Below are 24,712 nucleotides of genomic sequence, written 5' to 3'. Positions count from 1 at the left end.
GCATTGATGAGTAAAGTTCAAGAAAAATATCAAATATCTCCTATCTTTGTTTTCTTCTTAATTCACGGTGCACAGTTTGGTGCTGGCGTTCTCGGATTCGCTCGAATCACCGCAAAAGCCGCTGGATACGACGGATGGATAGGCGTTCTAATCACAGGAATCTGTATCCAGATTCTTATATGGATGATGTATTTTTTATTAAAAGAAACAAACGGAAATTTAATTGATTTACAACGACAAACCTTTGGAAAGTGGATAGGGAACGTCTTTAATATCATCTTTGCAGCTTATTTTTTAATCGTCAGTATTTCGGTTATTCGAACGTATGTTGAAATTATTCAAGTATGGATGTTCCCAACTGCCTCCACCTTTATGTTAACACTTTTTTTGTGCCTAGTTAGCTATTACATCATTTCTTCTGGATTTCGTGTCATTACTGGCATTTGCGTCATCTCTGTTGGTGGTACACTAGGGTATTTATTTCTAAGCTTATTCGTTTTGAAATACTCACATTGGGAGAATTTATTACCCATTTTCACACATTCTTTTTCAGATATTTTAAAATCCGCTCAACTGTCAATCTACAGTATGACTGGTTTTGAGATTTACCTCATGGTTTATCCATTTGTGAAAAACCCTAAACAATCTCATAAATTTGCTCAATATGGGGCACTATTCTCAAACCTTCTATATTTATTTAGCACCCTTTTAGCCTTTTCGTTTTTTAGTGAAAAACAATTATTAAAAACGATATGGGCCCAACTTTCTATGACCCAAGTTATTCAATTACCATTTATAGAAAGATTAGAATATATTGCAATCTCAGGCTATGCACTCGTTATTATTTCAAGTTTTATCCTCCCTTTATGGGCGTCAATGAGAGCAACTCACGAAATATTCCGTGTAAAACAAAGAGGTGTTTTAATCGCTTTTATCATTATCACCCTCATTGTTTCACAACTTTTAACAAACAGACACGATATTAATAATTTTATTAGTAATGCATCAAAAGGAAGCTTTTGGCTCATTTATGTATACATCCCAATTCTATTTATTATTGTGTGGGTGAAAAGAAAATGGAAAAAATCAAAAATAAATTAATACTTATCTCTTGTATAACACTCTTTAGTCTAACTGGATGTTTACAAAAAAATATTATTGATGACGTACACCTTATCCAAGGAACTGTCTTCGATGTAGCAAAAGATAATAAAATAAAGGTAACATTTGTTTGTCCTATTCAGCAAAAAGGGAACAAAGTTCAAGTTTTTGAAGGAACAGCAAATGCGGTAAAACAAGTAAAAGCTGACACATCTTTAGAGTCTTCTCAACCATTTGCTAGTGGGCAAATGCGGGTTGCTCTATTTACCACCCGAATCGCTAAGAAAGGAATGGTTGCTTCCTTCGATACATTAATTCGCGATGTAAACATTGGTAATGCCTTATATGTTGCTTTACTTGAAGGTAATGGTACTGAACTTTTAAAAGGAAAGTACACGACTTCATCCAACGTTGCGATTTATATAAAAAAAATGCTAGAACATAATATGGAGACCGGTCCTTTACCAACAGATAATCTGCATGTAGGAGCATTCCGTTATTATCAAGTAGGGCAAGACTACTATATTCCAATTTTAAAGAAACATGGTGATAAAATAAAAATCACGGGAATTGGTCTTTTTAAAAAGGATAAATACGTTGGTAAAATCGCGGAAACAGATATGTTTATATTTAAAGGACTGTTAGAAGAGCATAAGTTAGATTCACATGAATTTAAAGCAGATCCTGGGTACGTAATGATTAACAATATTCGTTCTGTTCCAACATACGATATAAAAATAAAAAACGGAAAGCCCTCCTTTTCCATTCATGTGAAGCTTGATGCCCGTATTCAAGAAGTATCGAAACAAATTAACTTAGAGAATGCTAAGAACACAAAAAAGATTGAGAAGGTCGTTCAAAAACAATTGGAGACACAAGGTAAGAAATTAATTAAGCAGTTTAAATCTTTAGATGTAGATCCTCTCGGGCTAGGAGCTAAATATAAGCAACATTATCGCCCATTTAAATTAGAAAAGTGGAAACAAATGTACAAAGATGTTCCAGTTACTATAAAATACACCGTAGATATTACAAATTCTGGTGTAATTGAATGAGAAATGATTGAACTCCTCTCTCCAGCATGATACAACGGAGAGAGGAGTTTTTTATTATCAAATAGAGAGAAGATATTTATGGGGGAGCTTATGTCTAAAAAATTAGTAAAGCCTATTTTAAATGGTATTTTATTTCTCACCGTCTTTTTATTTGCTCATACATATTTAAAAAATGTTTCCTTCACACGTTATTTACTTGTCGTTATACCAATGTTGCTCGTCGGTATGTTTGGCATCGACCTTCTTTTATCCATTTTAATAAAAGAAGAAAAATAACGAGCAGGGCCGTCCCAAAAGTATTCCGGGATGGCTTTCTTTTATTAATTGGTTTATGTTTTGTCGTTTAGTCAATATAATCTTTCCCTATCTTAACTAAAAGATGAAACTTTTGAACAGTCCCTTTTCATTTCATAATCACCCTATGTTACAATGAAATTCGGACAAAGCGAGAAAGGATGAAACAACATGACAAACGAAAAAGGTCTAGATAAAGGATACGAACTTGTTGCAAAAATGCATAAAGAGTTCGGACACCCTGTGACAAATACTCCAACAAAACTAACAGAAGAACGTGCAAAAATCCGTGCAAGTTTTATGCAAGAAGAGCTAGAAGAATTTCTGGAAGCAACGACTGTTGAAGATCAATATGATGCACTAATTGACCTTATTTACTTTGCATTCGGAACGTTTGCCGAAATGGGTGTACGTCCTGATAAAGGATTCGAAATTGTAAATAACGCAAACATGGCAAAACTATTCCCTGATGGAAAACCTCGATTCCGTGAAGGCGACGGCAAAATTCTAAAACCAGAAGGCTGGCAAGCACCAGAACCACAACTTCGTGCTGAAATCGAACGTCAGCGCCAAGAAGCTGAAAAAAACTGCTAGAATTTCCTAGCAGTTTTTTATTATGTCTTTTTTTCTGGAATTCATTAATGACCCACGTGTCCAGCGTGCCCTGCTGCTCCACTAATGCTAGCCGCTCCTGCCGCTGCCCCTGCTCCTCCTGCTCCAATTCCTCCTGTCCAAGGAGAAGATTGTTGTTGATACTGTTGGTATTGTTGGTGCTGTTGACCGTGTTGGCCGTGCTGACCATGGTGGCCGTGCTGACCATGGTGGCCGTGCTGACCTTGTTGGCCTTGGTGCATTTGATAAAGAACAGCTTGCGGATGAATGTGGTGGTGACCGTGGTGATGTACTTGTTGTTGATGACCATGGTGGCCGTGTTGACCTTGATGATGGTGGTGTCCATGGTGACCGTGTTGGCCTTGATGATGATGTCCATGATGACCGTGGTGATCTTGGTGATGATGGTGATGATGGTGTCCATGATGGCCGTGTTGACCTTGGTGATGATGGTGTCCATGATGGCCGTGTTGACCTTGGTGATGATGGTGTCCATGATGGCCGTGTTGACCTTGGTGATGATGGTGTCCATGATGACCGTGTTGACCTTGGTGATGATGGTGTCCATGATGGCCTTGATGGTGGTGATGTCCATGATGACCGTGAACAACTTGCGGATACCCACCTATTCCTCCAGCTACAACACCTATTCCTGGTACCGGAAATCCTGTCTGCACTCCTCCAACGAAAGAAGGAAATGTAGTTGGTGCTCCTACTGGAAATCCTGTCTGTACGCCAGCTACTGATGTTGGGAAGCTTCCTGTTACTGTAGGCATTCCAACCCCTGCTGTCGAAAAGCCTCCCATTGATGTAGGCATTCCAGTTTGCATGCCAGCTACCGATGTTGGAAATCCGCCCGAGCCTCCACCCATCCAGCTCGGAATTCCACCGTATCCTTGTTGGTCAGCTCCTCCCATTAACATCATTTGTTCATAACTACCCGATCCACCTCCGAAGAAGCCATGTGGTGCATTATTGTCCATCCCTTTCATTCCTTTCACCTCTTCTACTCAATTTAGCCTACCTTTTTTATCATATTTCCTATAGAAAAATAGGTGTTTGTCTGTATGGGAATTCCGCTCTTTTATTTGTACGTAATGGAATAATTAAAAACTTAGACTAATCTAATCCAGAGATGATTTTCTACACAAAAAAGCTCAGAGCCTAAATGCTCTGAGCTTTTATTTAGCGTTAATTAGTTTGCAACAACGTTAACAAGTTTTCCAGGAACAACAATTACTTTACGAACTGTTTTCCCTTCAATTTGGTCTTGAATTGCTTCAAGTGCAAGTTGTTCCATTTCTTCTTTTGATGCGTCTTTACTCATTGTTAGTTTCGCGCGAACTTTGCCCATGACTTGAACAACGATTTCAACTTCATCTTCTACAAGTTTAGACTCATCAAATGTTGGCCAGCTTGCATATGTGATTGTTTCATTGTATCCAAGTCTGCTCCATAGCTCTTCCCCGATGTGAGGTGCAACTGGTGCAATCATTTTTACGAAACCTTCTACATATTCTTTCGGAAGTGTTTCAGCTTTGTATGCATCGTTGATGAATACCATCATTTGAGAAATCGCTGTGTTAAAGCGAAGCTCTGCATAGTCTTCTGTTACTTTCTTCACTGTTTGGTGGTAAGCTTTTTCAAGCTCTTTATTTGGTGCATCCGTAATTTTCTCACTTAATTCACCGTTCTCTTGAACGAATAAACGCCATACACGGTCTAGGAAACGACGAGCTCCATCAAGGCCATTTTCAGACCAAGCGATTGAAGCATCTAATGGTCCCATGAACATTTCGTATAGACGAAGTGTATCTGCACCGTGGCTTGCTACGATATCATCAGGGTTTACAACGTTACCTTTTGATTTACTCATTTTCTCGTTGTTTTCACCTAGAATCATACCTTGGTTGAATAATTGTTGGAACGGCTCTTTCGTTGGAACTACACCGATGTCGTATAATACTTTGTGCCAGAAACGAGCATATAGTAAGTGAAGTACAGCGTGTTCTGCTCCGCCGATATAAATATCAACTGGAAGCCATTGTTTTACTTTTTCAGGATCTACAAGTGCTTCACTATTGTTTGGATCGATGTAACGTAAGTAATACCAGCAGCTACCAGCCCATTGTGGCATTGTATTTGTTTCACGGCGACCTTTTTTACCAGTCTCAGGGTCAACAACATTTACCCACTCATCAATGTTAGCAAGTGGTGATTCACCTGTACCTGAAGGACGGATGTTTTCTGTTTTTGGAAGAACTAATGGTAATTCTTCTTCTTTCACAGCTGTCATTGTGCCATCTTCCCAGTGAATTACTGGAATTGGCTCACCCCAGTAACGTTGACGACTGAATAACCAGTCACGTAGACGGTACGTTACTTTTTGATTTCCTGCGCTTGTTACTTCAAGCCATTCAATCATTTTTGCGATTGCTTCTTCTTTATTTAAACCATCAAGGAATGCTGAGTTTACGTGTGCACCATCACCTGTGTACACTTCTTTCGTAATGTCTCCGCCTTTTACAACTTCCTTCATTGGAAGATTGAATACTGATGCGAATTCATAGTCACGCTCATCATGAGCTGGAACTGCCATTACAGCACCTGTTCCGTAAGTTGCAAGAACGTAGTCAGCGATCCAGATTGGTAATTTCTCACCGTTTACTGGGTTAACTGCGTAAGCACCAGTGAATACACCAGTTTTCTCTTTCGCAAGTTCTGTACGCTCTAGGTCACTCTTCATTTTTACAGCGTTAATGTAAGCTTCTACCGCTTCTTTTTGTTCTGCTGTTGTAATTTCTGCAACAAGTGCATGTTCCGGAGCAAGTACACAGTATGTTGCTCCAAATAGTGTATCAGGGCGTGTTGTGAAAACTGTGAACTTCTCATCTGTACCGTCGATGTTGAAATGTACTTCTGCACCTTCAGAGCGACCGATCCAGTTACGTTGCATATCTTTTAAGCTTTCAGGCCAATCAAGCTCATCTAGATCTTCTAATAGACGATCTCCGTAAGCTGTAATTTTTAACATCCACTGTCTCATCGGACGACGCTCAACTGGATGTCCACCGCGCTCACTCTTACCGTCAATGATCTCTTCGTTTGCAAGTACTGTACCAAGTGCTGGGCACCAGTTTACAGGTACTTCATCAACGTAAGCTAAGCCTTTTTCAAATAGTTTTAGGAAAATCCATTGTGTCCACTTGTAATAGTTTGGATCTGTTGTATTTACTTCACGGTCCCAATCGTAAGAGAAACCTAATGATTTAATTTGGTTACGGAACGTATTAATATTATGCTCTGTAAATTCAGCTGGGCTGTTTCCAGTATCAAGTGCATATTGCTCTGCTGGAAGACCGAATGCATCCCATCCCATTGGATGAAGAACATTATATCCTTGCATACGCTTCATACGAGATAAAATATCTGTCGCTGTATAACCTTCTGGATGTCCTACGTGTAGGCCTGCACCTGATGGATATGGGAACATATCTAGTGCATAAAATTTTGGTTTTTCTGTCTCATCTGGCGTACGGAATGTTTTATTCTCTTCCCAGTACCCTTGCCACTTCTTCTCAATTTCTTGATGATTAAAGCTCATGAGATACCCTCCTTGAAATTCTATTTATTTTCACCGCCCAAAATACAAAAAACCTCTCATCCCTAGAAAGGGACGAGAGGTTATAGATTCCCGCGGTACCACCCTAAATTAATGTACAAATATACATTCGCTTAGATCCGTAACGTGGATTAACGGCAATTGCTACTATTAGTTTCACAACTGCAACTCAAAGGCGAGTTCATAACGAAACGTGGATTGACTTGCACCGACCGTCAACTCTCTAAACCAGCTTCTATTACTACTACTCCTTCTCACTGTTATTACACATATAAGTTAAGTGAACTATCCTTCACCTAGTATCTCTTAAGAGCTTACTTAAAGCGAGGACTTCTCGGTTAATCGTTACTCTTAATAACTAACGAATTCATCTTAAGACAGCCGAGCTATCTCCCTTGTTCTAAAGGTTGTTTTATTTAAATATATTCTAAAACATGTTACATGTTCCGTCAAACTAAACTGCAATTTTTTCTTCAACTGTTTCTTCTACTTTTACTCGTTTATCATAAATGCTCGTTGCTATAAGCGCTATTACAAGCATTACCATGATTGCTATAAACAATACTTCCATATTGTATAAATCCACAATTGCTCCGCCAACGACCGGCCCGAACATTTTCCCTACAGTCGCCGCACTATTTACAACCCCTTGATAAAAACCTAATTTATCTTTTGGTGCAAGTATATTTGCAATCGTTGGAACCGCAGGCCATACAAATAACTCACCAATTGTTAATGTTACCATCGCAACGAGGAACATCGTAAATTGCTGCGCTTGGCTTAACACAATGAATGACGCCGCAAAAATGAAAATCCCAATCATAATTTGCTGTTTTAAAGAACGCTTCATCCAGCGAATTAGCATACTAACAAGTGGTTGCGCACAAACGATCATTGCTCCGTTTATCGTCCATAATAAACTATAATGACGAAGACTAATGTTTAATTCTTGCATATGTGTTGCAATTGCACCTTGCCACTGTACGTATGTAACCCAGCATAAAGCATATGCTACACACACGATAAGAAGTGCTTTAAATCCAGGTGTAAGTGACCAACCTTTTTTCGTTTCGACTTCTTTTTGTACTCCTGGCTCCTTCTTGTCTTCCATACCACGGAATCCAATAAAAGCAATTAAGAAGAAAACAAAGTATAAAATAAAGTTCGCTAAGAAAATATAATCAAAACGATACGAAGCAACTAATCCACCACACGCTGTTCCAATCGCAATACCAACGTTTTGTCCAACATACATCGCATTAAATGCTCGTCTTCCGCCCTCTGGCCAAACTGTACCGACCATCGCATACATCGATGGGAAGACCATTCCAGAACCGAAGCCGATTAACGCTAGCCACACAACGTATAAAGGCCAACCGTGGAAGAACACTAGACCTAAAATTGATACAAGTGTAATCACAATCCCTACTAAAGTTGATTTATAACCGCCCCATTTATCAAATAAAACACCGCCGAGCAAGTTTCCGATTACACCAGTAAGCGAGTTAATCATTAATACCATTCCGGCCACAGATAAAGATTTTCCTAAGTGATCATGCAAATAAATTGTATTAAAAGGCCATAAAAAAGAAGCACCCGTGACATTAATAATCATCCCAGCTACTAATAGCCATACTTTCCTTGGCATAGTTTCCCCTCCTATTCTATTTTTTTCGTTCATATATATAACAGTAAAATTGTAGTCGTTTTTAAATAGGAAGGCAACTGATTAATAGTTGATGAAATTCAGATAACGGTTCATCGGTAAATGAAATTACACTGATTGCTACTTGGATTATATCAGCGATTATTAGAATATATCGGCGCAACTACAAATATATCAGCTATTATTAAAATATATCGACTTACCGACAAAAAATGACAACAGTAACAATATATAAAAGGGTGGACTGCATGAAATTTTCATGCAGTCCACCCTTATTTGTACTATCCAGCTTCTTTTTCTCGTTTCGCACGTTCTTTAGCGCTCCATTTAAATATTTTATCTAGTAAAGAATATATTCTCCCAGATTCTTTCGTTAACAAAGGTCCTAACGATGCCAATATTAAAACATACAAGGCTGAGAATGGTTTAATCGTTGCCATTAAGCCACCCGCAATTCCAATATTCGCGACGATAATGGAAAACTCTCCGCGTGATACAAGTGTTAAACCAATATTCGTAGAAGCCTTATGCGATAATCCCGCTTTACGCCCCGCAACCATTCCAGCGGTAAAATTACCGATAAGAGTAATGAAAACTGCTCCTAATGCCAACCACACTGCTCCGCCAAGTGAAAATGGATCTATACTTAAACCGAAGCTGAAAAAGAATATAGCTCCAAAGAAATCACGAAACGGAACAACGAGCTGTTCAATTCGATCACTATGCTCTGTTTCAGAAAAAACGAGTCCTAGTAATAATGCTCCAATTGCCTCTGCAACATGAATCGTTTCTGAAAATCCTGCTACAAAGAACAAAATAGCGAATATTACAATAATAAAAATTTCATTGGACGAAATATCTAACATTTTATTTAAAAATCGTGTAGCTTTTCTAGCAACTACAAAGAATAATAACATATACCCTACTGCGATTAAAATAGATGTAAGAGCACCTACAAATGACGTTGCCCCTCCGAGTACTAACCCTGAAACGACTGATAAATATACCGCTAAAAAGATATCATCAAACATAATGATTCCTAAAATTAGCTCCGTCTCTTTATTACCAGATCTTCTTAAATCAACAATTACTTTCGCAACAATTGCACTCGATGAAATTGTTATGATCCCAGCAATAATTAATGTTTCTAATAAGGGGAAACCCATTATATATCCGTAAAGTAAACCTAATATAAAATTAAGCGATATATGAACAGTTCCTCCAAAAGCGATTGATTTTCCTGATTTAATTAATTTTTTAATTGAGAATTCTAAGCCTAAATAGAATAAGAGGAATATAACGCCAACACGGCCGAGGAAGGAAATAACTTCTCCGCTTTCAATAAATCTTAAATCGATAAGCCCTAAATCTGGGGCATGGGGACCCACTAGCATGCCGAGTATTATGAGAAACGGAATAATCGAGAACTTTAACTTTGCAGCGAGAATAGCTGCAAAAGCGACTAATACTAACGCAGTTCCAACTTCAAAGATTAAAGTATCCATCGATTATGAATCCCCTCCTACTGAAAGCAACTCATTAATAATTCTTTTTACTTCATGTCTCTCGCCTGATAATACGAGCATATCACCAGCTTCAATGATAGAATCTGGACCTGGATTAAAGAATTTCTTCATATTTTTTTTCAAAATGGCAATAATCGTTACGTTATATGTGTTTCGGACATGTAAACTACCAATTGTTTTTTGTACGACTGGTGCATTATTTTCCACCTTAAACCACTCAATTGATAATCCTTCAAAAGCCATTTCAATTGTATCTAAAGCTTGTGGTCTATATACCATTCCGCCCAATATAGCTGCAATTTGTCTCGCTTCGGAATCACGAAGAGAGACGCTTGAAATACTCTCCTCATGATCAGCATCAAAATGGTACATTTCTCTTCGGCCATCATCATGAATAACGATAACCATCTTTTCATTACCTTTTGTAATCACTTCAAACTTACATCCAATACCCGGCAGTTCACTCTCTCTAATATTCATATTTTCCGCCTCCTAATTTTTTTAGTTACGGCTTTTATAAATCGACATCAATCTCCGTTTTAAAGGGCTCATCCTTTGAGATACCTAAATACTTTAGCGTCTCTGATGGAGTCGCGTGATGGAAATGTTTTTGCAATAACGCAATCGCTATCCCTCTTTTGTACGCATGAAATCCAAACGTTTTTCGCATTGAATTTGTTCCGATCTTACCAACAACTCCAACTGCTTCTGCAGCATTATGAATTACACGATACGCTTGTTGGCGCGTAATTGAATTTGGCGTTTTATTAGATTGAAATACGTAATTTTCTCTTTTAACGCCAATAGATTGTACGTAATCTAAAAGCGCTTTTTTTACTTTTGTATTTAAATAAATATCTTGTTTAAATTTTTCATCTTTCACAGGAAGAGTATAAAACTCTTTAACAGTCCCATCTTCATTTAATACATCTTCAAATTTCATACTAAGTAGTTCTGTAATTTTTAATCCTGTGTTAATTCCCATAACAAATAAAAGATAATCTCGCTGGGAGTGCTCTTTTAAATATTTTTTCATAGCCTCAATTTGGCTTATATCTTTTAATGGCTCTACAACTTCCATACATGTATTCTCCTCATCTTATGAACGGTAATTTTTTCATTATGTTGTCCATTTTACCTTATCATGCTATGAGATTTCCATGTGTTATCCATTATTTTCACAATATACTCAGGTGGTTCTGAAAATTTTCAATGTGGAAACTTACGATTGTATAAATACGTTGCGGTAAAAAATGTGGGGATAAAAGTTCAATTTCTTTCTACAGATTGGATTCCTCCTTTCCCTATCCAGCTACTTCTACTTTTATATTACGTTACTTATTTACATTATATTATATATTTCAGTAACGTCAAAGTATTTTTTCTGAAAATAAAAAAACCGAGCAGTTTCGCTCGGTTTTTTTTATTAATCTTCCTTAGGAAGAACAATTCCTTTATACAATTGAACTGTAATGAAGTAATAAATCGTGTAAATAACTACGAAAATTACAATTGGCACCCAAATACGGAAGTACGGATCGATTAAAATAAATCCGAAAATATTCATACCAACTAATACGTGTGCAATACCTACAATTGCTGGGAATAGGAATACTAAGAATAACTCTTTATAAATTGATTTTGTTAATAATTCACGGCGCACCCCGATTTTACGAAGCATTTGATAACGCATAATATCTTTTGATGCACCAGAAAGAATTTTAAACATAAGACAACTTGCCATCATTGCTAAGAAAGCAATTCCAAGGAAGAAGCCCATAAATACTGTTCCGCTCGCAACGCCATAGAACATGTCGTAAGCTCGATATTTACTATCTAATCTTTCAATTGCTATATTTTTATATTTATCTAGTTGCAACTCGTCAAGTTTTTTCCATTCTTTTATGTGTGCTTCAAAATCATCTGTTTTTCCAGTAAATACAATTCCTTCTTTACCATTTACAGTATCGTACATTTTTTGATCTACAATTTTAATTGCATGATCTTCATGTACATAGAATGGCTGGATTGTTCTAAAAGCCTCATCCCATTCTTCTGGAAGTGCTTTAGCATTCGCATCTTTTTCATTCATTTCTCTAGAAACTGCACCTACTGGCAGTTCTGCTGAAACTTTCTTCGTGTTCACTAAATCCTTCATCGATTTCATCTTTGCCATATCTCTTACTAAAGGACGATTTTTCTCTAAATCTTCTTTTACATAGTAAACATATTTATTATCAACTTTGTAACGATATTCATTTTTCTCTTTAAATGTAATACCGTCTAAAACTTTCTTTTCTTCAGCTGTTGGATTATGAACAACTGAATCGTAAATTACTAAACCATCAACCATTTTTATAACGTTATTTTTAAACGCCATACCACCTGAAATTGCACCGGCTCCAAGAGCAACTAACATCGCTACTGTTGCAAGTACCTTTGTTAGGCTATTAATACGGAAATTTAATTGTGCAAATGTAAAAGCGTTAAGTCCTTTTTCACTACGCTTTTTATTACCCTTTAACTTTTTAATAAAGACTGGGAGAAGTGATCCAAACAGCATGTAAGTACCAGCTGTTGTTGTAATTAATGCAATAATGATTCCCATTTCTCTTAGTTTTTCCATGTAAATCATTGATGCATAGCCCATTCCTAATAAAATAACCGCAAGGAATGCAACTACACCTGTCATTTTTCCTTTTACCGCAACACGTTCTGTTTGTGCATCTGCATGTACAAGTTGCAGTACAGAAATACGTGATAATTTAATACTGTTCATAATTGCGGATAATACAAATAGTGCAAAGAAGAAGATGCAAGTAACAGTCATTGATGGTAAATAAAATGCTTTATAGCCTTTACCAGCAAATTCTAATTGTTTCATTAATAGCTGTCCGATACCTTCTGCAAGGCCTACTCCAACTATAATACCAATCGCAAGAGACGCAGCACCTAGTACGATTGTTTCGATAAACATAAGTAATGTAACTTTATGCTTTTTTGCTCCTAACATCATATACATACCAAACTCTTTTTGACGAAGAGATAGTAAGAAAGAGTTCGCATATAAAATATAGAAGAACGTTATAATAGCTAGTAAAAATGAACCTGCTTGGAATACAAATCCAATTTGACCAATAGTAGAATTTTCCTTAAGGAAGGCCTCATTTAACGCTAATGTTTGGAACATATAAAAAATTGAAATGGACATGACAAGACCAACAAGTAAGACGATATAATCTTTCAGCTTACTTTTTAGCCCTGACATGGAAAGTTTAAATAACATGCTCTAGAACCTCCCTTCTTATGCTTTTTGTGTGCCTAAGTCTGCAAGCACGTCTAAAATTTCTTTATAAAACTCTTCACGTGTACCGCCTCGATGAATTTCTTTATATAGCTCACCATCTTGAATGAATAAAATACGCTGGCAGTAACTTGCACTATACGGATCATGTGTAACCATCATAATAGATACGCCTTGATCTTTATTTAAGTTTGTCATCGCATCAAGTAAACTCGCTGCATTTTTAGAATCAAGCGCTCCTGTTGGCTCGTCCCCTAAAATAATTGCAGGCTCATGCACTAAAGCACGCGCTGCTGCCGAACGTTGCTTTTGCCCACCAGATACTTCAGATGGGTACTTTTGAAGTATTTCTGTAATTCCTAACATATCCGCTACTTTCTCGACTTTTGGTCCAATGTTACGTGATGGAACACCTTGCAAGGAAAGTGGAAGTGCGATGTTTTCATAAATAGATAAGTTTTCTAATAAATTAAAATCTTGGAAGATGAATCCTAACTTTTGTGAACGGAAATCTGAAAGCTCACCTTGTTTCATTTTTGTAATATCCGTACCTGCAATTTCAACAACGCCGCCCGTTGCTTTATCCAGCGTTGAAATTACATTTAATAATGTCGTTTTACCAGAACCAGATGGTCCCATAATCCCTACAAACTCACCCTCTTGAATTGAGAATGAAACACCTTTTAACGCGTGTGATTGATTCTCACCTTTTTTACCGTACACTTTTTGAACGTTTTTCACGTCTACAACTGGTTTCGTCATATATATCCTCCTACGCTTGTTTTTCCATTACCTATTTTGCGCCTTTTGGCGATGAACTGCTATTTGTTAACATTACATTTACCTTACACTTTTGTAATATAAAAAAGGTGTGCTTGTAAGCTTGGCTTTTACTACTAGTTCGTTTTTTGACACAGTAAATCGATAAATGAAATTATATCGGCGATTCCCTCACTTTTATCAGCGATTTTCAAAATATATCGACTTACCGACAAAAACTGACAATACAAATAGGCTGTTCCGCAAAAGGAACAGCCCACTTCTTTCTTTATCCCTCTTTAATGGGCAGTAAGACCCCCACTGATTAAAGTTTCACTTTATTTCTTTAAAGGTGTTACCGTCCAATACGTAATAACACGCCAAATCCATTCTAGTGGACCCATCTTAAAGATTTTCATCCAAATCATACTAAATACAATTTGAATTGCATAAATTGCGATACACACATATAACGTCTGCATGTATGTTAAGTTTCCTGCAAAGTTAAATACACTACCGGCAATTAAAATCATTGCAGTTTGTCCAATATAATTTGTTAACGCCATACGTCCATAATATTTCAGTGGTGCTAACAATGTTTGAACTGGTTTTAATTGAAGTAATAAAATTAACGCTCCAACATAGAAAGCTGAAATGATTGGTCCCACTGTAACACCAATTTTTAAAAATTGGCTTGCAGCGTCCATTGTTCCATCTTCATTCATTAGTATCATATTTACAAATGGATCAGCAGGCACGTGCCCGTATTGATACCATACAGCTACGACACTTAAAACAAACATAACACCTGTAAAAATAGCTACTTTCTTTATGTTCTGCGTGAGATTTTCAAATACACGATATTGTCCTGCAGCAAGTCCTAATAAAATTAAGCCAAGTGGTAATAGTTCTTTAACACCCATTACACTAAAAACAATTGTTAAAATAAGACCAATAACTAAGTTCACTTGTTTTTTCGCTTTATAAAATGGCAAAACGATTAACCCGCAAATTGCATATAACGTTAATGCTTCTCCAGGCTGAAACATGTAATGAATCAAACCGAAAATAAATAGTGCCACTAAGCGGCGTAGAAATAGAATGTATCCATTCTTCCCCTTCGCAATTGCTCTAGAGATAAAGATATAGAATCCTACTCCAAATAAGAATGAGAAAATTGAGAAGAAACGACCTTCTACAAATAAGTATAGAAACCTTTGATAGCTGGCATCTACTGTATTAGGATCTGGAATTTTAATGTTAAGTAGTGCAAGAATATTTACTAAAATAATCCCCAGTAGTGCGAAGCCACGAATGTAATCTAACTCATCAATTCGTTTATTTGTAATATTGTTCCCCATAAAGCAACTCCTTGTCTAAAATGTAATCCTCCCTTACTCTACTGGAAATGTGATTTTACAACTATCGGCAAACCTTACAGCAATCTTACATTATTGTCATATAACAAAATAAAACCAGGTCATATTTCGACCTGGTTTACTCTGATTGTTTCGATTTTTGCGGTTGTCCTTTTTTACTGTTACGCTGTTTTACTTGAACAATCGGATCAAGTTCATTTGAAAACTCTGCGTTATGTCCATTTTGCGTTTTTTGCTCTGGGTTATTTTGATCTGAACGTTTCGCCATTACATTCACTCCTTATTAGTGGGGTGTAATAATCATTTGATGTTGCAATTGGCGAATTGCCATACGTGCTCTATTTAACTGCTCACGTTGCTCATCATTCGCATGTTGTTGCATCGTTTGTAAATCGTTATATGCTTGTTCTAATTGTAACTGCGCATCCGAATACTCCATCGTATTGTAATGCTCTTGTCTCATGCCTTGGTCTAATTGTTCTTTCGCATATTCCACCGCTTGTTCCGCTTGTGTAATATACGATTCAAGTGATTGACGCTCTGCCATAATTGTCCCTCCTTGCTTCAATTCCCCTTTAGTGTGTCCCTTCCATCTAAACCTTATGAGTATGTTATAATGTATTTTGTTTCATTTTGACTCGGCTTAGGAGGGAAAATAATGAAGGTTCAAAACCCTTTTCCATATACAAACGACAATAAACGTTATCATACATGGAATTACCATTTACGAAATGAATTTGGTGAAAAAATCTTTAAAGTTTCATTAGATGCTGGCTTCGATTGCCCGAACCGTGATGGTACAGTTGCTTATGGCGGTTGTACATTTTGCAGTGCTGCTGGATCTGGTGACTTCGCTGGCAATCGCCGCGATGATGTTATAACGCAATATCATGAAATGAAAGAAAAAATGCGCTCAAAGTGGAAAGACGGAAAATGTATCGCTTATTTCCAGGCGTACACAAATACACATGCACCACTTGAAGTGTTAAAAGAAAAATTCGAACCGCTTCTAGCAGAAAAAGACGTTGTCGGTCTTTCTATCGCAACTCGTCCAGATTGTTTACCAGACGATGTTGTTGCATATTTAGCGGACTTAAATAAACGCACATACCTTTGGGTTGAACTCGGACTACAAACTGTTCATGAACGAACTGCAAACCTTATTAACCGCGCTCACGATTATCCGTCTTATGTGGAAGGTGTAAATAAATTACGCAAGCATGGTATTCGAGTTTGCTCTCATATTATTAACGGCCTTCCACTTGAAGATTACGACATGATGATGGAAACAGCTCGTGAAGTTGCGAAGCTTGATGTACAAGGAATTAAAATCCACTTACTTCACTTATTAAAAGGAACACCAATGGTGAAACAATATGAAAAAGGACAACTAGAATTCCTTTCTCTTGAGGATTACGTAAATCTCGTTGTTGACCAACTTGAAATTATTCCAGAAGACGTAATTGTGCACCGTATCACAGGTGACGGTCCACCTGATTTAATGATTGGTCCAATGTGGAGCTTAAATAAATGGGAAGTATTAAATTCCATCGATGCAGAATTTGTACGCCGCGGAAGCTGGCAAGGAAAATATGCAAATGAGGAGAAACAAAAATGAAATTAGAACGTGTATTACCGTTTGCTCGCACTCTCTTGCAAACGGCAGTAAAAGAAGGCGATTACGCTGTAGATGCAACTTTAGGAAACGGCCATGACACTTGCTTCCTAGCTGAAATCGTTGGCGATAACGGAAAAGTATTTGGATTTGATATTCAAAAAGAGGCGATTGAAAGCTCAACAACTCGTCTAAAAGAAAAAGAACTTTTCGAACGTACTGTTTTAGTTCATGATAGTCACGATACACTCCTATCCGTATTACCAGAAGGTGCAAAAGGAAAAGTAACAGGCGCAATTTTCAACTTAGGTTACCTTCCTGGCGGAGACAAACATATCGTCACAAAACCGAACTCAACAATTTCAGCAATTGAACAATTACTAGAAGTAATGACGCCTCAAGGTATCATCGTCCTTGTCATTTACCACGGACATCCAGAAGGACAAGTAGAACGCGACGCTGTTCTCAAATTCGCCGAAGAACTAGACCAAAAACAAGCTCACGTACTGCGATATGGCTTCATTAACCAGCAAAATAACCCACCATTTATTGTGGCGATTGAGAAACGATAAAGTGAAACTTTAATCAGTGGGGGGAATCCCCCACTGATTATTAGTTGAACCAATCGGGCATTTATGGGCAGTTTATCTCCCAACTAATTTCTTTGCTCCAGCCGAATTTTAAGGTGGGAGTTTTACTGCCCGTTAATGCGGGGTAATATATCAACGATTTCTCGGATATATCGATTGTTCGACAAAACGTAACAAAAAAGACGTGCATTCACTGCACGTCTTTTTATTATTTTCCTATATAATGGATATAAACATTCTTAAAGAAGACGAAACAATGATTGGAATACTAGCAGGAATGGGACCAAAATCGACTGGGCCATTCGTCGATACAGTTGTAGCAAATTGCCAAACAATATACGGAGCAAAGCATGATATGGAATTTCCTCATATGATGATTTATTCATGTCCAACACCGTTTTACATGGATCGCCCTATTGATCACGGAGCGATGAAAAAAGCGATTATTGACGGAGCACAAAAACTTGAAAGTACTGGCGTAAGCTTTATTGCCATGCCGTGTAATACGGCGCATCTTTATTTTGAAGAATTACAGCGTTCGCTTTCTATCCCGATTTTAAATATAGTCGATGAAACGTTACAAGCAATTCCTGAAAATACAAAAAGAGTCGCTCTTCTCGCAACAGAAGCAACTGTTCAAGCTAGGATTTACCAAGATGGGATTGCAAAGCGTAATATAGAATACATTCATCATGAAAAATGGCAGGAAAGCATTAATCAAATTATTACTTGCATTAAATCTGGAGAGATTGAAGAAGCTCGTGAATTGTGGAATACGCTCGTTTTACAACTGAGAGATGAAATAGATACTGCAATTATCGCATGTACTGATTTGAATGTTGTGGCTAGTGAGGATTTTGTTGATTCTTCTCAATGTCTTGCGAAAGCGGTTGTTAGGATGTACTTATCAAATATAAAGAGATCTTCATAAACATAGAAAACACTCCTTCTAAAATGTGTTTTATGTTTAATAAAAATCCCACAAACTTTTAACTTTCTTCACAATTCTTTCAAAGTAATCACACTTAATCTCGCTATATTAAAATGAGGAATTTATTCATATAGGGAAGGTTAGGGGAACTGAAAGTATGAAAGTAAATCGTTCGCTTCATTACATTTTTTGGCGTTGGCATTTTTATGCTGGGCTTTTTATTACGCCGCTTCTTATTACGTTGTCACTGAGTGGCATTGGGTATTTATTTCGGGAAGAGGTTGAAGATTTAATCTATAAAGATTTATATTTTGGGAAGAGCGCCCAAACAGAATCTATTTCGATGGCTGATTCTATTTCCTTAACAGAGAAAAAATATCCACATTATAGCGTGGCAAAAATTAGCGAGTTTAATGGGGATTATAATACGAGACTTACGATTGCAAATGAGTATACGGGACAACAAAAATATGTGTATTTAGATAGCAATAATCAAATTGTCGGAGATCAAAACGCAAGTGAAACGTTTGCCAATATAATGCGGGAATTACATAGTTCTCTTTTAGTTGGTGGCACTGTCATCAACTATACTGTAGAACTTGCGGCATGCTGGACAATATTCTTAATTGTGACTGGGTTGTACATGAGTATACGCCAATTCAAAAATACACCGGTATCCAATAAGCGAGAAAAAGCAAAACGACGTCATTCTATTATCGGTATTATATTTACAATTCCACTCGTTCTGCTAGTCGCATCTGGATTGCCATGGTCAGGATTTATGGGTAACCAAATTTATAAAATCGCATCGTCGAATGAATCGCTCGGATATCCGAAATTGTATATGGCGCCGCCTGAATCAAAGGTAAAAGAATTGCCATGGGCAACAAGAAAAGCAGCTCCTCCTGAATCGGATTCAAATGAACCGAAAGCTATTTCTGTCGATGAATTACAAAAAGGAATTGAAATAAAGAAGCCATACGTTATCTCACTACCAGCTGATCCGAAAGGGGTATTCACAGTTTCGAAATCAAGCGGTTCTGGTATTACAGGTATGCATGTTGCACCAAATGAAGAAATAACAGCTTACTTTAATCAATATAGCGGGGAACTCATTTCGAAAACAGACTATCGTGATTATGGATTACTTGCACAATGGTTCACTTACGGTATCCCGCTTCACGAAGGACATTTATTCGGATGGCCAAATAAAATATTATGCTTACTAACGACATTATCTTTATTACTTCTCATTTATTACGGAGTAAAAATGTGGTTAGCAAGAAAGCCGAAAGGAAAATTAGCAGCACCGCCAAAGCAAAGAGATAAGAAAAGCATATTCGTTTTCTTTATCATGATGGTTATACTAGGCGCTGTCATGCCTTTATTCGGACTATCTGTTTTAGTTATTTTTGCGATTGAACTTCTTATATATGTATTTTCAAAAATACGCTCATAGTAAAAAAGCATTTGTACTCCCTTGTACAAATGCTTTTTTATTTACTATTTTCTTTTTTTTCTACCACTTATTAAAAAGACGATATCTACTATAATAATTACGCCAATTATTACCTGGGACACATAATCCATCATAGTAGGACCACTTGGCCTATTCATCATCATATATATTCCAGTTACAAATGAAATGGAAAGTAGCACGAGTAATGTAACCTCAATATGGTCATATAGCTTTTGAAACAATCTCTTCATTTCCGCCACCACCTTTACCATATTATAACAAATAAAACCACTCTACATGAGTGGTTTTCTTCATCACTGCGCCGTTTTCTTTCGGTACATCTTCCCGTTCCAATAGAAGAATCGTGAAGTGAGACCTCCGTATTTTACAATGCGCCGTGCCATTTTGTGCATATTCTTTTGTGCTGATACTTTTTGGTCTGATAAATAAATACCAAGTAATCCTCGGCTTATGAGACGATGAAACTTCGCATGAGGCAAATCACCAATGCTCTTCTCTGCTTCTTCTACAAAATGTTTCATACGATCTAATATCACTTGCTCGTTTTCGTAATAACTACAGAAATTTAAATCTCCGCCTATACGGTCTTCTTCTTGATCAATGAAATAATCAAGCAAAATATGAAGTCCTTGTACGTAAGGGAAGTATCCTTGTCTAATTTTCGCAATATCTTCATCATGTAATTCATCATGAAATGCATATGCGACAAGACAGAAAATTCCAAGTGTAGAACCGGCACATGCTGAAAATTCAAACCAACTCATCTCAGGTAAGTTTTCTTTATGTGCTTCAAACCAGTTTTTCAGGCGCGGCTCTCTTTCTTCTAATTTCACGTGTTTATGAATTTGCAAATCACAATAATAACAAGCAAGTTCATGAAGAACAGGAGCAATTTTGTCATAGTGCTTCGTTTTCTTTAAAACATCTTGGCATGTTTCAACAAGTTCATCTAAATAACCACCATCATCTTGATCATCACGATAACGATAATAATTACCGCCGCCTTCTACTTCAGGTGATAATGCCATTAACATCGATTCATGCAGTGCGGCAAAATCATTTGGATCAAGTGATGTACTGCGATCACATAAATTATCTAAATAGTCGCTGATCGTTTGATACGCTACGATAAAACGAATACATTCTTCTCGGTGTTCATTTGCTAGCAGAGCTAAAATGCCACCGCCCTCACAATGAAACGTTTTATGCTCAATACTTGCGATTGCCTGACTATGAAGCTCATCATTCGGAATATGGTAGGCACGCTCTTTCCACATCGCTAGCTCATGGTGTACAACCGGAAACACATCACGGTATACTTTCGCCATGAGCGTTATGGGATTACTCGGTACGTTCACTTCTTCCTTCATCTCCTCTATTAAATGTACAAATAATGATTTATTTGTTTGTTTTTACTATATTATTGACATGCATTTCAGTAAATGACTGAATATAACTCAAAATTTCATCACGCTCATACTCATTTAATAGCTCGTGATAACAATTCGGCCATTCTTTAAAAGCCTTATCACTTATTTTAACATTATCAAACCAAGTGCGGACACGTGTTTTATCTACAAGTTTATCCTCACAAGCTTGCATTAGCAAGAGCGGAACATCTGGAAAATCATCTATTTTTTTATGAGCAATTTCGATAGACTTAATCAATTCACTATACCAACGTACTGATACTTTGCGCAAGAACAATGAATCATTCTCCATCGCGTCTCTCACTTCATGATTACGAGTTGACATTTCCACTGTAAGATTCGTTGCAAATTGCAATTTTGGAGCGATAATATTTAATATTTTTGAGGCAGCTTGAAGCGGTGCTGAAGGTCCAGTCACTACCCCTAAACATGGCGAACTTAAAATAATGCCGTCTACATCTTCTCTCTTCGTTTCTTGCATCATACGAATGACGATAAGACCGCCCATACTATGACCGAATAGAAAAATAGGTAACCGATACTTTCTTGCCTCTTTCACCCACAATTTAACTTCCTCTATGTATTCATCAAACGAATCAATATGTCCTCTATTTCTTGAAGTCGTTCCATGTGACGGAAGGTCCCCCATCACGACGTGGTAGCCGATATGATTCCACATTTCTGCAACAGCCTCGTAACGTCCGTGATATTCCATCGCGCCGTGCACAATAATGATTACAGCCTTTGCTTCCTCCGCTTCATAATTCCACATACGGACCTCCTCCATTTCACTCTTTTTCATAATTTGATACACTGAAACTAGTCTCTAGGAAAGGAAGGCTTTACATGATATATCCTTACAAAGAAAAAAATCCGAAAATTGCGAGTAGTGCTTTTATCGCTGATTATGTTACCATTACAGGCGATGTTTCCATTGGTGAAGAATCAAGTATCTGGTTTAATACAGTCATACGCGGTGATGTGTCACCAACAATCATTGGAGACCGAGTAAATGTACAAGACCAATGTACACTTCACCAAAGCCCGCAGTATCCTCTTATTTTAGAAGACGATGTTACCGTTGGGCATCAAGTTATTTTACATAGCTGTCATATTAAACAAGATGCTTTAATTGGAATGGGATCTATTATATTAGATGGTGCTGAAATTGGCGAAGGAGCCTTCATCGGTGCTGGAAGCCTCGTTTCACAAGGAAAGAAAATCCCGCCAAACACGTTAGCTTTCGGTCGCCCAGCGAAAGTCATTCGTGAGTTAACGGAGGAAGACCGTAAAGACATGGAGCGAATTCGCACACAATATGTTGAAAAAGGTCAGTATTATAAATCATTACAGAAGTAACTTTTCCAGCTGCCATTAAAGTGGCAGCTTTTTTTATAAAAACTAACTTTTTCTTTACAAAACATTATTACTCCCTCAATAAAATCTTATTAAAATAAAAGCTAATATCTCCATATATATGTAAGCAAGGGAGGAGAATTTTCATGAAGGCCAGTGGACTGTATAAAATAGAATGTTACATTTTCAAAGGAATTAACCGATACTTTGATCAAAAAACATTAAATATCTTTTTCAGCAATATTACTCATATAGGTGGTGCTACTTTCTCAATCGCACTCACACTGTTCTTTTTATTTTTTGCAAAAGGGACTTTGCATCAAACTGCAATCGCATCTGCTATTTCTTTAACAATTAGCCATATTCCTGTACAAATATTAAAAAGATGTTATCCACGAAAACGTCCTTATTTAACAATTCAGGATGCGAAATATCCAGTCCACCCATTAAAAGACCACTCTTTCCCGTCTGGTCATACAACAGCCGTTTTCTCTGTCCTTATTCCATTTATTTGTTATAATCCAAGTTTATTTGTTTTTTTATTACCGTTAGCATTATGCGTCGGTATTTCTCGCATTTATTTAGGACTTCACTATCCGTCAGATGTATTCGTCGGTATGTGCCTTGGCACTTGCTCTGGCATCATCTCTTTTTATCAATTCATCCCACTTTTCACATAAAGGAGTGATATGATGAGAGTCGCCATTTTTACCGATACTTTTACGCCACAAGTTAACGGGGTTGCGAAAACGTTAGAGCGAATAACACAATATTTTCAGAAAGAACAGATCGCCTATTCTGTTTTCGCCCCTCAGCATACAGCTGAAGATAATTTCGTGGCCAATGTGAACAAGATGAGAAGTATCCCGTTAACAATATTATATCCAGAATGTCGCTTTTCTTTTCCTACTCCGCGCATTAAACGAGAACTTCTTTCCTTTAAGCCTGACATTATTCACATTGCTACACCTTTCAACATGGGACTTTGTGGATTATATTATGCAAAAAAGTTAAACATCCCAGTTGTCGGTTCTTATCATACTGATTTCGATGCTTATTTACGCTATTACAAAATCGAATTTCTCTCTAATATGCTTTGGAACTATTTAAAATGGTTTCATAGTCATATGCAAAAAAATTTCGTTCCTTCTTTTGAAACGTTACACCAACTAAAAAATAAAGGCTTTCAGGCCCTATCCATTTGGGGACGTGGTGTAGATTGCACACTCTTTCATCCATCTTACAATACAGACCTATTCCGAAAAAAATATAATATTACAGCGAAGTATGTCCTTTCCTACGTTGGACGGATTGCCCCTGAAAAAGATATTGATACGTTGCAACACCTTATCGTCAAAACAGCCCATACTCGAAATGACATTCATTGGCTCATCGCAGGAGACGGTCCTCTAGCAACAAATTTACGTGAAGCTGTTCCGAAAGCAAATGTCACTTTTACTGGATATTTACAAGGTAAAGATTTAGCTGAAGTATATGCTTGTTCTAACATCATGATATTTCCATCTGCTACTGAAACGTTCGGAAATGTCGTACTCGAATCACTTGCATGCGGTACACCTGTCATCGGTGCAAATAGTGGTGGGGTTAAAAATATTATTGCAGATGGAAAAACAGGAATTCTTTGCCCGCCCAAACATGCGGATTCATTTCTATCATCCATCCATTCTTTATTGCGAAATGAAGAGCAGCTTATACAAATGGGCATAGCTGCTTCGTCTTATGCTAAAACAAAAAGCTGGGATGAGATTTTCCGTGGGTTACTTGACCAATATGAAGAAGTCCTTCAGCACACCGCATCAGAATTACTCGCTTAAACAGAAGAACTCCCTTCAACTAGACGAAGGGAGTTTATTACACAGTTATAAATTTTAGTTTCATAAATGATACATAAGGTTAAACATTGTTTTATTTCTATATTCATTATATCAAAAATAAACATAACTAAACAGACTTGTAATAAAAACCCATAAA

Annotated in this window: 24 protein-coding genes, 1 pseudogene and 1 other annotated feature; of the genes and pseudogenes, 11 read left to right on the top strand and 14 right to left on the bottom strand. The window is 37.2% G+C overall.

The window, feature by feature from the left end; genetic code table 11:
• Positions 1–6 precede the first annotated feature (6 nt).
• The 4 genes from AC0OM3_RS07005 to AC0OM3_RS06990 all read left to right on the top strand — a co-directional run bounded on the left by AC0OM3_RS07005 (position 7) and on the right by AC0OM3_RS06990 (position 3,044).
• The gene (locus tag AC0OM3_RS07005; protein ID WP_000049066.1) at positions 7–1,101 is read left to right on the top strand and encodes a spore germination protein; all 1,095 of its coding nucleotides are present in this window, start codon (positions 7–9) and stop codon (positions 1,099–1,101) included.
• Positions 1,077–2,156, top strand: a complete 1,080-nt coding sequence (locus tag AC0OM3_RS07000) for a Ger(x)C family spore germination protein (RefSeq protein ID WP_000411351.1) — start codon at positions 1,077–1,079, stop codon at positions 2,154–2,156. Before AC0OM3_RS07005 ends, AC0OM3_RS07000 begins: the two co-directional genes overlap by 25 nt.
• Before the next feature lie 90 nt (positions 2,157–2,246).
• Positions 2,247–2,432, top strand: coding sequence for a hypothetical protein (locus AC0OM3_RS06995; protein ID WP_474211206.1), 186 nt, complete (start codon positions 2,247–2,249; stop codon positions 2,430–2,432).
• 189 nt (positions 2,433–2,621) lie between these two features.
• Positions 2,622–3,044, top strand: coding sequence for a pyrophosphohydrolase domain-containing protein (locus tag AC0OM3_RS06990; protein ID WP_000180559.1), 423 nt, complete (start codon positions 2,622–2,624; stop codon positions 3,042–3,044).
• A gap of 44 nt (positions 3,045–3,088) precedes the next feature.
• Here AC0OM3_RS06990 and AC0OM3_RS06985 read toward each other — a convergent pair whose 3' ends face one another.
• The 11 genes from AC0OM3_RS06985 to AC0OM3_RS06935 all read right to left on the bottom strand — a co-directional run bounded on the left by AC0OM3_RS06985 (position 3,089) and on the right by AC0OM3_RS06935 (position 15,865).
• Positions 3,089–4,054, bottom strand: coding sequence for a hypothetical protein (locus AC0OM3_RS06985; RefSeq protein ID WP_474211205.1), 966 nt, complete (start codon positions 4,052–4,054; stop codon positions 3,089–3,091).
• 203 nt (positions 4,055–4,257) lie between these two features.
• On the bottom strand, positions 4,258–6,666 hold the full coding sequence (gene leuS, locus AC0OM3_RS06980; protein ID WP_000009467.1) for a leucine--tRNA ligase: 2,409 nt from the start codon (positions 6,664–6,666) through the stop codon (positions 4,258–4,260).
• A 65-nt stretch (positions 6,667–6,731) separates the two neighbouring features.
• Positions 6,732–6,951 (bottom strand) — a binding site (T-box leader).
• A 187-nt stretch (positions 6,952–7,138) separates the two neighbouring features.
• On the bottom strand, positions 7,139–8,332 hold the full coding sequence (locus AC0OM3_RS06975) for an MDR family MFS transporter (RefSeq protein ID WP_001137560.1): 1,194 nt from the start codon (positions 8,330–8,332) through the stop codon (positions 7,139–7,141).
• Positions 8,333–8,631: 299 nt separating this feature from the next.
• Positions 8,632–9,855 carry a cation:proton antiporter gene (locus AC0OM3_RS06970; RefSeq protein ID WP_000380175.1) on the bottom strand — a complete coding sequence of 408 codons (1,224 nt, stop codon included), beginning with the start codon at positions 9,853–9,855 and terminating at the stop codon, positions 8,632–8,634.
• Positions 9,856–9,858: 3 nt separating this feature from the next.
• Positions 9,859–10,356 (bottom strand): cation:proton antiporter regulatory subunit, encoded by a 498-nt coding sequence (locus tag AC0OM3_RS06965; protein WP_001026053.1) that lies wholly within the window; start codon positions 10,354–10,356, stop codon positions 9,859–9,861.
• A 34-nt stretch (positions 10,357–10,390) separates the two neighbouring features.
• Positions 10,391–10,957 carry a tyrosine-type recombinase/integrase gene (locus AC0OM3_RS06960; protein WP_000454232.1) on the bottom strand — a complete coding sequence of 189 codons (567 nt, stop codon included), beginning with the start codon at positions 10,955–10,957 and terminating at the stop codon, positions 10,391–10,393.
• A 345-nt stretch (positions 10,958–11,302) separates the two neighbouring features.
• Positions 11,303–13,162, bottom strand: a complete 1,860-nt coding sequence (locus AC0OM3_RS06955) for an FtsX-like permease family protein (RefSeq protein ID WP_474211204.1) — start codon at positions 13,160–13,162, stop codon at positions 11,303–11,305.
• An 18-nt stretch (positions 13,163–13,180) separates the two neighbouring features.
• On the bottom strand, positions 13,181–13,942 hold the full coding sequence (locus AC0OM3_RS06950) for an ABC transporter ATP-binding protein (protein WP_000165843.1): 762 nt from the start codon (positions 13,940–13,942) through the stop codon (positions 13,181–13,183).
• 335 nt (positions 13,943–14,277) lie between these two features.
• Positions 14,278–15,300, bottom strand: coding sequence for a DUF418 domain-containing protein (locus AC0OM3_RS06945; protein ID WP_046946157.1), 1,023 nt, complete (start codon positions 15,298–15,300; stop codon positions 14,278–14,280).
• A gap of 136 nt (positions 15,301–15,436) precedes the next feature.
• On the bottom strand, positions 15,437–15,586 hold the full coding sequence (locus AC0OM3_RS06940) for a hypothetical protein (RefSeq protein WP_001129340.1): 150 nt from the start codon (positions 15,584–15,586) through the stop codon (positions 15,437–15,439).
• 15 nt (positions 15,587–15,601) lie between these two features.
• Complete coding sequence (locus AC0OM3_RS06935) at positions 15,602–15,865, bottom strand: YtzC family protein (RefSeq protein WP_000840869.1); 264 nt, start codon at positions 15,863–15,865, stop codon at positions 15,602–15,604.
• 111 nt (positions 15,866–15,976) lie between these two features.
• On the opposite strand from AC0OM3_RS06935, the gene mnmL reads away from it, so the two are divergent.
• The 4 genes from mnmL (at position 15,977) to AC0OM3_RS06915 (ending at position 19,913) form a co-directional block, all read left to right on the top strand.
• Entirely contained in the window at positions 15,977–16,936 is a 960-nt protein-coding gene (gene mnmL / locus AC0OM3_RS06930; RefSeq protein WP_000868042.1) for a tRNA modification radical SAM protein MnmL/YtqA, read from the top strand.
• Positions 16,933–17,505 carry a tRNA 5-(aminomethyl)-2-thiouridylate-methyltransferase MnmM gene (mnmM, locus tag AC0OM3_RS06925; RefSeq protein ID WP_000764494.1) on the top strand — a complete coding sequence of 191 codons (573 nt, stop codon included), beginning with the start codon at positions 16,933–16,935 and terminating at the stop codon, positions 17,503–17,505. Before mnmL ends, mnmM begins: the two co-directional genes overlap by 4 nt.
• Positions 17,506–17,779: 274 nt before the next feature.
• Positions 17,780–18,454, top strand: a complete 675-nt coding sequence (locus AC0OM3_RS06920; protein WP_074594061.1) for an aspartate/glutamate racemase family protein — start codon at positions 17,780–17,782, stop codon at positions 18,452–18,454.
• Between the two features lie 157 nt (positions 18,455–18,611).
• The gene (locus AC0OM3_RS06915; protein ID WP_000867843.1) at positions 18,612–19,913 is read left to right on the top strand and encodes a PepSY-associated TM helix domain-containing protein; all 1,302 of its coding nucleotides are present in this window, start codon (positions 18,612–18,614) and stop codon (positions 19,911–19,913) included.
• 37 nt (positions 19,914–19,950) lie between these two features.
• Here AC0OM3_RS06915 and AC0OM3_RS06910 read toward each other — a convergent pair.
• The 3 genes and pseudogenes from AC0OM3_RS06910 to AC0OM3_RS06900 form a co-directional block, all read right to left on the bottom strand.
• Positions 19,951–20,164 (bottom strand): annotated as a pseudogene (locus tag AC0OM3_RS06910) (hypothetical protein).
• Between the two features lie 63 nt (positions 20,165–20,227).
• The gene (locus AC0OM3_RS06905; protein WP_001102462.1) at positions 20,228–21,292 is read right to left on the bottom strand and encodes a tetraprenyl-beta-curcumene synthase family protein; all 1,065 of its coding nucleotides are present in this window, start codon (positions 21,290–21,292) and stop codon (positions 20,228–20,230) included.
• A 40-nt stretch (positions 21,293–21,332) separates the two neighbouring features.
• Positions 21,333–22,136, bottom strand: coding sequence for an alpha/beta hydrolase (locus AC0OM3_RS06900; RefSeq protein ID WP_000267406.1), 804 nt, complete (start codon positions 22,134–22,136; stop codon positions 21,333–21,335).
• Positions 22,137–22,210: 74 nt separating this feature from the next.
• Between AC0OM3_RS06900 and AC0OM3_RS06895 the strand changes: the two genes are divergently transcribed.
• From AC0OM3_RS06895 to AC0OM3_RS06885, 3 genes are all read left to right on the top strand, one after another.
• Positions 22,211–22,723 carry a gamma carbonic anhydrase gene (locus AC0OM3_RS06895; protein ID WP_000640201.1) on the top strand — a complete coding sequence of 171 codons (513 nt, stop codon included), beginning with the start codon at positions 22,211–22,213 and terminating at the stop codon, positions 22,721–22,723.
• A gap of 143 nt (positions 22,724–22,866) precedes the next feature.
• A complete protein-coding gene (locus AC0OM3_RS06890; RefSeq protein WP_000647632.1) occupies positions 22,867–23,400 on the top strand; it encodes a phosphatase PAP2 family protein in 534 nt (177 codons plus the stop codon).
• Positions 23,401–23,412: 12 nt separating this feature from the next.
• Entirely contained in the window at positions 23,413–24,555 is a 1,143-nt protein-coding gene (locus AC0OM3_RS06885; protein ID WP_001261598.1) for a glycosyltransferase family 4 protein, read from the top strand.
• Positions 24,556–24,712: the final 157 nt, after the last annotated feature.

This window comes from Bacillus sp. FAU20 (genome assembly GCF_056033865.1).
The sequence above is the reverse complement of the archived record's forward strand: the minus strand, read 5'-3'. Positions and strand labels throughout refer to the sequence as shown.